Raw genomic sequence first — 12,666 nt, 5'->3', positions numbered from 1 at the left:
CGAACCCTGGCAGCATGGGAGTGATCCCGACGAGAGGTTGCCATGTTCGAGCAGTTCCGTTCCAGCGCCAGGACCAAGCTTCAGCGTGCGGTATCCGAGGTGATCGAGAACGCCGACCGCCATAATGCCGAGCGCACACGGCAGATTCTCGACGAACTAACGCGCTCGCACGACGAACTGGCCGGGGCCCGCGAAGATATCGCGGGCCTTCGGAGCAGGATCGACGAACTGGAATTCCGCCAACGCCGCGACCTTGCCTACGCAGTCGATTTGGAAGCAACCGCGTCGAGCGCGTCGTTCATCCTGGAACACATGCGGGTGGCGCAGACGTTCGGTCATCCTCACGACACACTGCGACACGCACTGAATTTGGTCGAGATTCCAGGAATGGCACTCGAATTCGGCGTCGCATCCGGAACGACCTTGAAGATCATCGCCGACGAATTTCACGAACGTGATGGCATCGTTGCCGGCTTCGACGTGTTCTCCGGGCTACCGGAAACATGGCGAACCGGATTTCCGGCCGGCGAGTTCGCTCAGGAGTCTCTCCCCGAAGTGCCTGGGGCACAACTTGTTCCAGGGCTTTTCGAGGAAACGTTACCGACATTCCTCGACCAGGAACGTGAAACTGTGGCGTTCCTGCACGTCGACGCCGACCTCTACTCGTCGACCAAAACGGTGCTCGATCTCCTCGGAGACCGCCTAGTCCCGGGATCGATCATCGTGTTCGACGAATTCTTCAACTACCCCGGGTGGCAGAACCACGAATACCGGGCGTGGACGGAATACGTCACACGCACCGGCATCTCCTTCGAGTACGTCGGTTACACCTTCGACAACGAACAGGTGATAGCCAAGATAATCAGGTGAGAGTCACTTCTCGTACAGGCGAGCCCAGTTCTCGCGGCTGGTGAGCTGCGGGAACTCCCGGGCGAATGCCTCAGCAACACTTGGCGATTCGGCCAGGAATCGCTTGATCACGCCGGCAAGGCGACCACTCATCTCGGCAGCCGTCTCACTGTCGAAGCGGCGTTCACGCACGCCACCCTGCGAAGCGTCGGTCACGAAGACATGATCGAAGCGTCCGACGTGCCACCACTGCGCGTCCTCGTAGGAGATCGCCACCGGACCCCGCTCGAGCTGGTTGCGAGCCTGCATCACAGCGCGTTTCGCAAGAACGAGATCGGTCCACAGGCCGGTCTTGGGACTGGGCGCAACGCGGCGAATCGGCAGCCTTCCCGGCAACTCAGACGCCGGACGAGTCACCGTCTCCGGGAACCGCTTTCGTTCCTGGTTGATCGTCGCCAGCGCCTTCTGCCCACCGTCGGCCAGGCCCGCCGGGCCTTCGAGGAATCCCTCGATCGCCCGGATTTGTGTGTGCGCAAGGCCGTACTGCAAACCGACTATCGAATGCGAAATATCCCGGGCCAGTTGCTTGGCCAGTGTCTTCGGCGCAAAACCCGGATCGAGTGACGCGGTGATCAGACCGTTGCGAGTACTGAAGTAGTGGGCAAAGCCGTCGACGTCCTTCCAGTAGAAGTCGGCATGCCAGACGGCAGCCGACGGCAACGTGATGGTCGGAATTCCGGCTCGCCCGGCGCGCAGGCTGTACTCGACGTCGTCCCACTGGAAGAACACCGGCAGGGGCAATCCGATGCGCTCGATGGCTTCAGCCGGGATCAGGCACGTCCACCAGCCGTTGTATTCGGCGTCCACTCGGCGTTCCGGCAGCTTCTCGAGCACGCTCCGGTTACGGACTCCGTGCTCGTCGGTCGGCACACCGCGCTGAAGGGTGCCCAGATCGACGCGTTCACCCGAAGCCAACAAGTAGTCGGGATTGAACAGGAAAAGCATCTGAGCGCCGATCAAGGCCGGTTCCGTTGTCATGTTCGCAAACGCACTCAGCCGAAGGACCGATTCCGGTTCACACAGAATGTCGTCGTCCATCAGAATCACGTCGGAGTGCGGTCCGGCCTCCGAAGCCTCGTACAGTCCTCGCGTGAAACCGCCGGCACCGCCCAGGTTCGCCTGCCGCAGGTACTGCAGACGCGATCCGAACTTCTTCGACACTTCCTGGAAAAGCTCACGGCTTTCCACCGGATCGGTGCCCTGATCGACGACGTACAACGCGTCGAGCAACCCCAACACGCGTTCGTCGGACGCAAGAGCCTCGACGGTGCGAGCACAGTCGTCGGCGCGGTTGAACGTGCAGATCGCTACCGCTACCGGCCGGATCAGCTTCGGTGAAACGACGGACCATTCGACGTCGTCGACAACTGCGCCGCCGCCCTGCGCTTCGAACTGCAACCACAGCGCGCCGCCGTCGACAAAAGTGTCGAGAGGCGCCGTCATGGAAATCTGCTCGGTTCCGGTAACAACGACATTGGTCACGATACGACGGTGACCACCGATGTCGGACGCCTGAATTTGAACGCGGCAGGCCGTCTCGGCTACGACGCGCGCGGTGACGGTGACCTCGGTGACAGCCGTCCACCGCTGCCAGTAGCTGGCCGGAAATCGACCGAAGAAAGTATTGGTGTGCGCAACAGCTCCGGGCTGAAGTCGCAATTCGAACCGAGATCGTGTCGACATGCCGACCTTGGTTACGGCGTACAACTCGTCACTGGCGACGGGAGAGGTTCCGGTGAACAACGTGCGTTGCGCCACCAGGCGATCCGAGCTCGCACGATGTTCGATCAACTCGACCCCGCTGTCGGACTGCCCGGTGTCGGACTGGCCATCGGTCACTTTCACGGTATCCACACCTCGCAGGGTATCGCGAACCCGCTCACCCCCGCGGCAAGCACCAGGCCACGCTGGTTCTACCCGCGGTACCCCGGGCCGGCCACCGCGGCCAGCTCCTTCTTTCGCCGGCGAAGCGACAACAACCCGTTTGCCATTTGAATGACGTCCTTCGGCGAAATCCGGCTGGCATGCGCGAGGTGATCGTCACTGAGACGAATCGGAACCTCCACAGGGCGCACGCCCGCCAATTCCAGCGCGTAGTCCAGTTCCGTCGTAAACAGAAAACCTCGCTCGGCCAAAGCCGGCGCGATCTGGCGCACCAAGGTGCCGTCGACGATGAACGTTCCCTGCGGATCACCCGTCCGGGTACCCAATATGGCTCGCCGAAGGGTGGCAAATCCACCGGTCATGATCGCTCTCAACAGGCCACGCTGCACCTCGGATTCCGCGTGGGCCTTCGAACCGATGACCACAGGAGGAACAGACCCCAAATCAGCCATCACACGGTTCGCGCCTTCGATGTCGCCGAAACCGAACGGCAGATCGTCCGCGGTGAGCAACACCCGCGCTCCCCGTGACGCGATGATTCCCGCGCGCAGTGCCGCACCCATACCTTTGTCACTGGTCATGGGGCGGAAAGTCACGGCCGGCCAGGACCAGGCAGCCGACAACGCGGCACACACGTCCGCAGTGTTATCCGTGGAACCGTTCTCCACGACGATGATCTCGACTGGGCTGGTGCTCTTGGCAGGGTTGGTGCTCTTGGCAGGGTTGGCGCTGAAGTACTCGGCGAACTGTCGCACCGTCGACTCCAGTACCTCACCTGAGTTGTATGCGGGGATGACCACCGAAAGCTCCGGCGTAGCTGATTCCCCACGAACGGGTTCCGTCCGCGATGTCGCCACGTGCCGATCTCCTTCTTCCCCGACTGCAGTTCGAACTCGTCGGAATACTACGCTCCAAGGAAATGGGCTCCGAGAAACAGGGGCACCGAGAAACAGGGCTCTGAGGGACAGGGCACGCCCCGGGCTCCGAAGTACAGCCATCGACTCGACGACGAAAGCACATCGTGAAATCTGACTTGCCGCTTGCTCAACGCGTAGTGCCGCCGATTCTGCTCGCCGCTCTGGTTTCGATCGTCGCGGCAATCCCACTGATTTCCAATCGCTGGTTCTACTACTGGGACGACAGTGCAGCAGCTTTCACGCCGGGATGGCACACGATCGGCGAACGAATTCTGTCCGGTTCGTGGCCGACGCTCATTCCCGAATTGTGGGCCGGTGGAAACGTCACCGCCGAAGCCCTTTACGGGACATACAATCCCGTGATCCTTCTGGATTCGGTTGCCATCGCGCTCATTCCGAACCTCGGCATCGGGATCACGCTCGTCAAAATGCAATTCATGGCGATACTTGCCGTCGGTGTCTACCTCGTGGCTCGGCAGTACGGCGCAAACCGGTCGATGGCATTCATCGCCGGATTTGCCATGCCATTCGCCGGTTACACACTCTACTTCGACGCTTCCAGTTGGGCATCCGGACTGATCGCCTTCGCGTGGATCCCCCACGTGTGGTGGTCGACGCGGGCCAGTGCACTCGGGCGCGTGAATCCGCTGGTACCGATAGCATTCGGCTATCTCGCCATGACCACCGGCAACCCGTACGGAGCGGTTGGCGTCGCTGTCGTCTATATCGCCGTCATCGCGGAATGCATCGCGATCAAACGGGCAGGCAGTATCCGGTCACTTCTCATCAGTGCCACGGCGATCATCATGATGTCGCTGATCGTGTACCTGCCACTTCTGTTCACCACCGGCGTATCCGTGCGCACGCAGTCCGGCATCGCGAACGACGGCTCGCTACGCCCCGATCTCGGTGATCTGATCAACGTTTCAGGACCTTCCAACCAGCCGTACGTCACGGCATTTGCATCACCTGCCATGACGATTCCCCTGGTCTACCTGGCTTGGTTCCTGATCCCGCTTGCTCCCTGGATTCGATGGAGTTCGCTCAAGGCGCTGGGGCGTCACAGTGTTTCGCTCTTCGTCTTCGGCGGAATCTACGTGGTGCTGCTTCTCGGCCCGTCGAATCTGTGGCTGTTCCGTTGGCCGGCAAGACTTCTCGAATACGGCCAACTGCCCGCCATCGTTGTCACGGCGGTTGCTCTGTCCGCGGGCTTGCAGCGTGATCGAATCCGCGCGCGATCGATCATCACCGCAGGATTGTTGGCGCTCCAGTTCTATCTCGCCTGGTCGAATGTCCCCGAAGACATCGGCATTCACTTCGCATCGCTGCTCATCACCGTGGTTCTGACGGCCGTCGCTCTGATCGTGGCCTACCGGAAACCCCGCTACCTGGCAGGTGCACTCGCGGCCGGCATCGTCGTAGTGCTCAGTGCCCAGACAAACTTCTGGTTCACCGGAAACTACAACGTCACACCGTGGAAGTTCCCGCGGCAGATCGCGTTCCTGGAATCGAAATTCGAAGACCGATACCAAGGAACAACTTTCGCCATCGCCGATCCCGTCAACATTCCGCTCGACAACCAAACCGGACAATGGGGCGATTTGCTGTTCGGAAATGCCTGGCAGCCTGCGGGCGTCGACGCCGTAAACAGCTACGCGGGAATCAGCTACAACGACTTCGTTCAAGCCCTGTGCCTGAACTACTACGGCGGCGTCCAGTGCCCCGACGCAGTCGATCGACTACTCGCCGAGTCACCGGGCACCGGCGTGTCCTGGCTCGACGCGATGCGCATCGATACCGTCGTCGTTCAGAATTCCGGACCGTACGGTGGAAAACGCGCCCTCGACGCCCTTCCCAAAAGCGACTGGACCGTCTCGCCCGATCGCGTCGTCACGGTCGGCCGCCGCACCACCGATCACCAGTGGCCGGACGGTCGTGTCTCCGCAACCACACCGGGACTCGAGGTTCAGGGCGACGCCGCCGCAACGGACACCCGGGAAACCGTCGAGTACACCGGATCAGGCACGGTCACCTTCGCCCTGCTCGCCTGGCCCGGCTGGACCGCAACCGTAGACGGGCAGTCGGTGGAAACGAAGGCCAGCCCCGGCGGCCTTTTGCAAGTCGATCTACCGCCGAGCGCCGACGCCGGATCGACACTCACCATCGAATTCGCCCCGCCTGGAAGCACATTCGGATGGGGCATCGCCGGCGTCGGACTACTGGTCGCCTTGTCTCAAGGCGCCTGGGCGTTCCGAACGCGGCGCAATCAGGAAGAAAGCGTCGCAGCGAGCGCAGATTCCGTGACTTCGTGAACCGCACGGTGAGCGGGCAGAATTGACGCCCGCTCACCGTCCGCATCACCCGTTCCCTGCACCAACCCGAGGAAATGCGTCAACTGCGCTGCCAGCGGCTCCTCGCTGTAACGGATCGTCGGAATCTCGATGACCGTCTGCTGCTGGTAGCCGTCCCGATCGGTGGGCATGTTGTCGTCGATGTGACGGTAGATCGTGATGTCGCGACGAAGCAGATCGATCTCGATGAGTCGATCAGCCTCGAGCAACGACAGTTGACGGATCTTGCGCTGGCTGATTCGGCTGGCCGAAATAGTCGCCACCGCACCCGAATCGAAACGCAGAACAGCGTCGGCGCAATCTTCCGACCGGTTCTGCACGGAAGTCGGATGGAAGTATCCGAACTCGCCTTTAGCCAAACTCGGCTCCGAACCGGCAAATCCGATAGCCAAGTCGATGTCGTGAATCAACAGGTCTGTCGCGACGCCCGTAGGAATGCGAGAAACGAACGGAGAGTGGCGAATACCGTTAACCTGCCACACATCGCCGGAGAACTCGCGCGCAGTGCGAACAGCCGGATTGAAACGTTCGAGGAGACCACACATCAGCGGAACACCGGACGCGCGTGAACGATCGACCAAGTCGACGCTCTGCTCGTACGTCGCGGCCAACGGCTTCTCCACCAGAACGGGCTTACCCAGATCGAGAACCCGTCCGGCCAACTCGTAGTGGGCCGGTGTGGCTGCGGCGATCACCACAGCGTCGATACCGTCGAGTGTGTCGAAATCCGCAGCCCAGCGCGTATCGAACCGCTCCGCAACAGCTTTGCCCTGTTCCTCGCGCGGCTCGATCAACAACTCCAACTCGCACAAAGCCGACTGCGCGATGACACGCGCATGCAGCGAACCCATCTGGCCGGAGCCGACAAGGGCAATACGGGGCTTGCTCGTGGTCATTTTCAGGCCTCCATAGCGCCGCGCACTGCGGCAACGATCTGATCGACATCTCCGGCGGACAATGCCGCGTGGACCGGAATACTCAAGCACCGCGACGCCACCGACGTCGCAACCGGCGTGTCCTCGATCACCACACGGGGATGTTCGCGGTAGCACTCGTAGTCGTACACAGCCTTGGGGTAGTAGATCCCGCTGCCGATGTCCTTCGCTGCGAGACGCTCGCTCAATTCGTCGCGAGAAATCGGTGCGTCCTCGGCCAACAACAAGGTGAACTGGTGCCAGACATGTCCGCGGCCGGACAGCTCAGCCGGCAGGATCAGCCCGTCGACATCTTTCAAACCGACTCGTAAGGCTTCCGCATTGCGTCGACGCGCCTCGACCTGCTGCATGTACGTCGCCATCTGCGGCAGCGCCAAGCTTGCCTGTAGGTCGGTCATCCGGTAGTTCTGGCCGACCATCTCGTACTGGTAGCGAGCCCGCATACCCTGGTTACGCAGGACACGAAGTCGGTCGGCTGTCGCGTCGTCGTCAGTGGTGATCATTCCGCCTTCGGCGGTCGTGAGGTTCTTCGTCGCGTAAAACGAGAAGCAGCCCAACCCGAAACTGCCGGCGCCGCGTCCCTCGAAGGTCGCACCGTGAGCTTGAGCGGCATCCTCGACGACGGTCAGGCCATGCGTCGCGGCCAATGGCATCAACGCCCCCATGTCAGCCGACTGGCCGTACAGGTGGACGGGCATCAGCACCTTCGTACGATCGCCGATTCTGGCTGCAGCGGCAGCGGGGTCCAGATTGAAATCGGACTCGGAAATGTCGGCGAACCTGGCCGTCGCACCGGCCTCGAGAATCGCATTCAACGTGGCAACAAATGTGAACGGCGTGGTCAGAACCTCGTCACCGGGCTGCAGATCCTGAACCTGAAGTGCCGCGATCAGCGCCGTGGTGCCGTTGTTCACCGCCACCGCATGACGAGTACCGACCAAAGCCGCGAACTCGTCCTCGAGCCGCTTGACCTTGGGGCCCTGCGCGACGATCCCCGATCGCAGAGTGTCCAGCACCTCGCGCTCGACTTCTTCCCCGAACGAGATACTGGATATCGCGATCACTGAGTTACCTCCGATAGATTCATCCGACCGTCGTCGGAACGAAATACTCCGACAACCAACGAAGCGTATCGAAACGCAATTCGATACTTCGAGAGGATTCCGGAACACGCATGTCTTCACGACCTGACTGCCATATCCATCCCACCGCCCTGGTCGGCGCCGAAGTACTGATCGGGACCGGTGTAACGATCGGACCGAACGCGGTCCTGACCGGTCCACTCGACATCGGCGACGACTGCTGGATCGGGGCGGGAGCCGTGCTGGGAGCACCACCGGAGATCCTCGGCGCACACCATCCCACCTCGTGGTCCGACAGCGCGGGCCTCGGAATCCGCATCGGCGCCCGAACCACAATCCGTGAACTGACCACCGTCCACCAGGGCAGCGAACGACGCACCGAAATCGGTGACGATTGTTTCGTGATGAACCGTGTCGGCATCGAACACGACGTTCAGGTCGGTGACCGGTGTGTCGTGTCGTCCGGGACTACGCTCGCCGGGCATGTCAGCGTCGGAGACGGCGTCAATCTGGGGATGCATACCGTCGCTCACCAGCGACGCGTCATCGGATCCGGATCCATGATCGGAATGGGAACCGTGGTGGTCAAAGACGTTCCTCCGTTTGCCAAGGCCTTCGGCAATCCGGTGTCACTGCACGGCGTCAACCGGATCGGTATGAGCCGTTCGGGCATCTCCGAAGAAGCTATCGAGGCAGTTGCGGCGATCTACGCCGCCGGAAGCTTCGACGGTTTAGCCGCCTTCCCGGATTCTCTGCGCGACGCCTTCACCTGGTGGCGCGAACGGGCCGACAAACCACTCGTTGTGTAGCTGGGAGAACCCTGGTTGGTATCGTCAGGCAAATGACGAACGGGTGGGAAGTTCCAGGCGCGTGAGTACACCCCCCGAATCCGAACATCCCAAACCCGAAATGCCGGTCGACGATGTCGAGCCAGCCGCGAAGCCGAACACTCTGCGCGGACTGCTCGTCAACGGATTCAAAGTTCTGGTCACCGTCGCGATCGTCATCGCAATCATTTTTGCGGTGAAGTCCCAATGGGCCGCCGTCAAAAGCACGATCACCGAACTGAACTGGTGGACGCTCGCTGCGTCGTCGCTGTTCATCTTCCTCGGCATGGGCGCCGCAGTGCGATCCTGGCAACACGCACTCGGTGCCCTGGAACAACCGATCCCGGCGTTCGACGCTGCCCGCGCTTATCTGGTCGGCCAACTCGGCAAGTACCTTCCCGGCAGTGTGTGGGCATTTGTGCTGCAAACGGAACTCGTGAGGCGCGCCGGCGTGTCCCGGGCCGCAGGCTTTGTCGCAGTGCTGGTCACGGTGGGGTTGAGTACAACTTCGGCGTTGGTCGTGGGACTCTTCGGTCTACCTGCTCTGTTCGAGGTCAGCACGGTAGCAGCGGTCGGCGTGATCATCCTGGTACCGATCGCATTGGTCTGCGCGTACCCACCCGTCCTCACCCGTTTGGTGAACCTCGCGCTGAAATTGCTCCGCCGCGCACCCCTGCACAAACCGCTCACAATGCACAAAATAGCCCTCGCGCTGGGCTGGTGCGCAGCTAGTTGGGTGCTCTACGGCATCCAACTGTGGCTGCTCGCGTCCAGCTCGGCGGGATTCGAAATTCGTGGGCTCGTCCAATGCATCGGGGCTCTCGCCCTCGGTATGTGCGCGGGCGTCCTGGTATTTGTCGTCCCGTCCGGAATCGGTGTCCGCGAAGCCGTCATCGTCGCGGCGCTTTCGCCGTTCATGGATGCGGGCGTCGCGCTCGGCCTCGCGCTGGCGTCGAGGCTGCTCTTCACCCTCTGCGAAGTCTTTGCCGGCGTCGTGGCTGCGCTCTCGGGATCGCGGGTCCTGCGCAACGCTCTCGTGCACGAGCGTTCCCGGGTACCCGATCCCAGCAAAGCCAGAGCTGACAAAGTCCAGTAAGCCGCTCAGTCCACGACAGCTTCCGACGCTGAATAGCCTGCCTCGGTGACAGCCTTCTGTGGACGCCACCACTGTTCGTTGTCGCGATACCACTCCACGGTGGCTTCCAATCCACTGCGGAAATTGCGATACAACGGCTGCCATCCCAGTTCCCGTTGAATTCGCGTCGGATCGATCGCGTACCGCATGTCGTGCCCTGGACGGTCAGTGACAAAGTCGAATTCGTCTGGTTTGCGCCCGAAAATCTCGAGCAGGGCTGCAATCACCGTCCGATTATCCGTTTCACCATCCGCGCCAATCAGGTACGTTTCGCCCGACTTGCCTCGTTCCAGGATGTCCCAGACCGCACGATTGTGATCGTCGACGTGAATCCAATCGCGAACGTTGCGACCTTCCCCGTACAACCGGGGACGCACACCGTCGATCAGATTTGTGATCTGGCGCGGGATGAACTTCTCGACATGCTGAAACGGGCCGTAATTGTTGGAGCAATTGGAGATCGTTGCCTCGATCCCGAACGAACGCACCCATGCCCGCGCAATCAGATCGCTCGACGCCTTTGACGCCGAATACGGACTCGAAGGGTTGTACGGCGTCGACTCGGTGAATCGCGTCGGGTCATCCAGTTCAAGATCGCCGTACACCTCGTCCGTCGAGATGTGGTGATACCGAACCTCATGCGCCCGAACAGCCTGCAGCAGCGAGAACGTGCCCATCACGTTGGTTCGGATAAACGGTTCCGGATCACTCAACGAATTGTCGTTGTGGCTCTCCGCCGCAAAATGCACCACCGCATCGGATCGCGATACCAACTCGTCCACCAAGCCATGATCGGCGACGTCACCGTGAATGAAGTGGATACGATCCTCCACCTCGGCAAGTGAGCTCCGATTACCGGCATAGGTGAGAGCATCGAGAACCGTAACCTCGACGCCCGGACGCGAAGTCACCGTCTGGTGAACAAAATTGGCGCCGATAAACCCGGCACCCCCGGTGACCAGCAGTCGCACGTTCATCTCCTCAAGCTTGCCGAACCCTTCGAACCTTACCGCCCGTCGGCGCCTGACCGGTTTGCTCGTCGGATCTGACCGCTTTGCCCATTAGTGCCCGATCCGTTTGCACATCGGTGCCCGATCCGTTTGCCCATCGGTTCCCGATGCGTTTGCTTCGATATGCGCACGTGAAGGACACTGCACGTATGCGTGGAATCATTCTGGCCGGCGGCACAGGCTCTCGCCTGCACCCGATCACTCTCGGAGTGAGCAAGCAGATGCTGCCGATCTACGACAAGCCGATGATCTACTACCCGCTTTCCACCCTGATGTTGGCGAACATTCGCGACATTCTCATCATCACCACGCCGCACGACTCCGAACAATTCAGGCGCCTACTCGGTGACGGTTCCCAATTCGGGGTCAATCTGACCTACGCGATCCAGCACGAACCGAACGGACTCGCAACAGCATTCGTCCTTGGCGCCGAACACATCGGGAGCGAATCTGTTGCACTTGTCTTGGGCGACAACATCTTCTACGGTCCGGGTCTGGGCACCCAGTTGAAGCGATTCTCCGACATCGACGGAGGGGCGATCTTCGCCTACTGGGTCTCCGATCCCACTGCCTACGGGGTCATCGAGTTCGACGACGCCGGACGCGCGATCTCCATCGAGGAAAAGCCGGAATCCCCAAAATCGAACTACGCCATACCCGGACTGTATTTCTACGACAGCGACGTTGTGGACATCGCGCGAGACCTGAAGCCCTCCGACCGAGGCGAATTCGAGATATCCGACGTCAATCGCCACTACCTCGACGCGGGTCGTCTACAAGTCGATATCCTCCCCCGTGGAACCGCCTGGCTCGACACCGGCACCTCGAACTCCCTTCTCGAAGCCGCCAACTACGTGCGGACAATCGAGCATCGTCAGGGCCTCAAAATCGGTTCACCCGAAGAAGTTGCCTGGAGGCAGGGATTCATCACCTCCGACCAAATGCGCTCCCAAGCGGAAACATTGGGTAAATCTGGCTACGGCGATTACCTCCTCGCCCTACTCGAACACGGCAAGGAATGGTGACATGGACATCCGCGAACTGAAAATTCCCGGAGCTTGGGAAATCACTCCCCGACAGTTCGGAGACAACCGCGGCGTTTTCCTCGAATGGTTCAAGAGCTCAGCGTTCACGGCCGCAACAGGCCGCAACCTCGAACTGGCGCAAGCTAATTGCTCGGTTTCTGCAGCGGGCAGTCTGCGCGGAATCCACTTCACCGACACACCTCCCGGGCAAGCCAAGTACGTCACCTGCGTCAAAGGGGCGTTCCTCGACGTGATCGTCGACCTGCGCGTCGGATCCCCGACATTCGGCGAATGGGATTCCGTCCTGATCGACGACATCGACCGCAAAGCGGTCTACCTGTCCGAAGGCCTGGGGCACGCCATTCTGTCCCTCGAAGACGGATCGACTGTCATGTATCTCTGCAGCATCGAATACTCCCCGCAATTCGACCGCGACCTCGACCCTTTCGATCCGGAACTGAACATCGCCTGGCCAACAACCGACCGGGCAGGTCACCCCCTGGCCTATGAACTGTCTGCAAAAGATAGTGCCGCACCATCACTCGAGGCACTTCGCACGCAAGGACTCTTGCCCAGGTTCTAGGGGCCTGG

At 61.0% G+C, this 12,666-nt stretch carries 11 protein-coding genes; 6 read left to right on the top strand and 5 right to left on the bottom strand.

Annotated features, from left to right (window positions below; translation table 11 throughout):
• The first annotated feature begins 42 nt into the window (after positions 1 to 42).
• Positions 43 to 870 (top strand): TylF/MycF/NovP-related O-methyltransferase, encoded by an 828-nt coding sequence (locus tag KYT97_RS20855; RefSeq protein ID WP_219110620.1) that lies wholly within the window; start codon positions 43 to 45, stop codon positions 868 to 870.
• A gap of 3 nt (positions 871 to 873) precedes the next feature.
• On the opposite strand, the gene KYT97_RS20850 is transcribed toward KYT97_RS20855, so the two are convergent.
• A complete protein-coding gene (locus KYT97_RS20850) occupies positions 874 to 2,754 on the bottom strand; it encodes a glycosyltransferase (protein WP_219113061.1) in 1,881 nt (626 codons plus the stop codon).
• 68 nt (positions 2,755 to 2,822) lie between these two features.
• On the bottom strand, positions 2,823 to 3,650 hold the full coding sequence (locus tag KYT97_RS20845; protein WP_219110619.1) for a glycosyltransferase: 828 nt from the start codon (positions 3,648 to 3,650) through the stop codon (positions 2,823 to 2,825).
• Between the two features lie 164 nt (positions 3,651 to 3,814).
• On the opposite strand from KYT97_RS20845, the gene KYT97_RS20840 reads away from it, so the two are divergent.
• A complete protein-coding gene (locus KYT97_RS20840; RefSeq protein WP_219110618.1) occupies positions 3,815 to 6,022 on the top strand; it encodes a hypothetical protein in 2,208 nt (735 codons plus the stop codon).
• Here KYT97_RS20840 and KYT97_RS20835 read toward each other — a convergent pair.
• Complete coding sequence (locus KYT97_RS20835) at positions 5,977 to 6,957, bottom strand: Gfo/Idh/MocA family protein (RefSeq protein ID WP_033235138.1); 981 nt, start codon at positions 6,955 to 6,957, stop codon at positions 5,977 to 5,979. The two genes, KYT97_RS20840 and KYT97_RS20835, sit on opposite strands and share 46 nt — an antisense overlap.
• Before the next feature lie 2 nt (positions 6,958 to 6,959).
• Complete coding sequence (locus KYT97_RS20830; protein ID WP_219110617.1) at positions 6,960 to 8,060, bottom strand: DegT/DnrJ/EryC1/StrS family aminotransferase; 1,101 nt, start codon at positions 8,058 to 8,060, stop codon at positions 6,960 to 6,962.
• A 110-nt stretch (positions 8,061 to 8,170) separates the two neighbouring features.
• Between KYT97_RS20830 and KYT97_RS20825 the strand changes: the two genes are divergently transcribed.
• Both KYT97_RS20825 and KYT97_RS20820 read left to right on the top strand, forming a co-directional pair.
• Positions 8,171 to 8,887, top strand: coding sequence for a DapH/DapD/GlmU-related protein (locus tag KYT97_RS20825; protein ID WP_033235140.1), 717 nt, complete (start codon positions 8,171 to 8,173; stop codon positions 8,885 to 8,887).
• Between the two features lie 100 nt (positions 8,888 to 8,987).
• Complete coding sequence (locus KYT97_RS20820; protein ID WP_219113059.1) at positions 8,988 to 10,001, top strand: lysylphosphatidylglycerol synthase transmembrane domain-containing protein; 1,014 nt, start codon at positions 8,988 to 8,990, stop codon at positions 9,999 to 10,001.
• Between the two features lie 5 nt (positions 10,002 to 10,006).
• Here KYT97_RS20820 and rfbB read toward each other — a convergent pair whose 3' ends face one another.
• Positions 10,007 to 11,011, bottom strand: coding sequence for a dTDP-glucose 4,6-dehydratase (gene rfbB / locus KYT97_RS20815; RefSeq protein WP_219113057.1), 1,005 nt, complete (start codon positions 11,009 to 11,011; stop codon positions 10,007 to 10,009).
• Positions 11,012 to 11,199: 188 nt separating this feature from the next.
• Between rfbB and rfbA the strand changes: the two genes are divergently transcribed.
• Positions 11,200 to 12,075, top strand: a complete 876-nt coding sequence (rfbA, locus tag KYT97_RS20810) for a glucose-1-phosphate thymidylyltransferase RfbA (protein WP_033235232.1) — start codon at positions 11,200 to 11,202, stop codon at positions 12,073 to 12,075.
• A gap of 1 nt (position 12,076) precedes the next feature.
• Positions 12,077 to 12,658, top strand: coding sequence for a dTDP-4-dehydrorhamnose 3,5-epimerase family protein (locus KYT97_RS20805; protein WP_219110616.1), 582 nt, complete (start codon positions 12,077 to 12,079; stop codon positions 12,656 to 12,658).
• The last annotated feature ends 8 nt before the right edge of the window (positions 12,659 to 12,666 follow it).

It is taken from the genome of Rhodococcus globerulus (genome assembly GCF_019334125.1).
Taxonomy (GTDB): domain Bacteria; phylum Actinomycetota; class Actinomycetes; order Mycobacteriales; family Mycobacteriaceae; genus Rhodococcus_F; species Rhodococcus_F globerula.
This window is presented reverse-complemented; position numbering and strand designations above follow the sequence as displayed.

Excerpts from the sequence above, each read along its gene's own strand:
- KYT97_RS20855 (WP_219110620.1), top strand. The coding sequence starts at position 43 with ATGTTCGAGCAGTTCCGTTCCAGCGCCAGGACCAAGCTTCAGCGTGCG.
- KYT97_RS20835 (WP_033235138.1), bottom strand. The coding sequence starts at position 6,957 with ATGACCACGAGCAAGCCCCGTATTGCCCTTGTCGGCTCCGGCCAGATG.
- KYT97_RS20825 (WP_033235140.1), top strand. The coding sequence starts at position 8,171 with ATGTCTTCACGACCTGACTGCCATATCCATCCCACCGCCCTGGTCGGC.
- KYT97_RS20820 (WP_219113059.1), top strand. The coding sequence starts at position 8,988 with ATGCCGGTCGACGATGTCGAGCCAGCCGCGAAGCCGAACACTCTGCGC.
- rfbA (WP_033235232.1), top strand. The coding sequence starts at position 11,200 with ATGCGTGGAATCATTCTGGCCGGCGGCACAGGCTCTCGCCTGCACCCG.
- KYT97_RS20805 (WP_219110616.1), top strand. The coding sequence starts at position 12,077 with ATGGACATCCGCGAACTGAAAATTCCCGGAGCTTGGGAAATCACTCCC.